Source organism: Snodgrassella sp. CFCC 13594 (assembly GCF_001590725.1).
Taxonomy (GTDB): domain Bacteria; phylum Pseudomonadota; class Gammaproteobacteria; order Burkholderiales; family Neisseriaceae; genus Snodgrassella.
The window spans coordinates 1-335 of the sequence record NZ_LQXR01000107.1; the positions used below are offsets into that span (position 1 = coordinate 1).

At 50.7% G+C, this 335-nt stretch carries 1 protein-coding gene; it reads right to left on the reverse strand.

What is annotated here, in order from left to right; genetic code table 11:
• Positions 1-335: hypothetical protein (locus A2F46_RS12795; protein ID WP_197457682.1), on the reverse strand; the 335-nt coding region annotated here is incomplete at both ends.

Here is a 335-nt window from a genome sequence, read left to right on the forward strand (position 1 = left end):
ATGATCACACTGCCATCGCTGCGTTTGCCTTGGGCATAGCGCTCAATCAATGCCATTGGGGTTTCCAGCGTCCAATAGCCAATATCCAGATCATTGGCTTCGAAAACATCTTTATGGAATTTGCGCATTTCATAATAGGTGATATCGGTATTGGTGGAACCCGATGCCGCCTTAGCGGCCAAGGTATTCAAATACGCCAATGCCATATCGTAGCGAATTTTGTCCACTTGCGCCTGCGGCAGCGCAATCCCCTTTTGCTTGGCCATGGCCTGCATATATGTCAGCGCGCCATTGCCGGTAATCGTATCGCCGGTTTCTACACCCAAAGCCCAGCC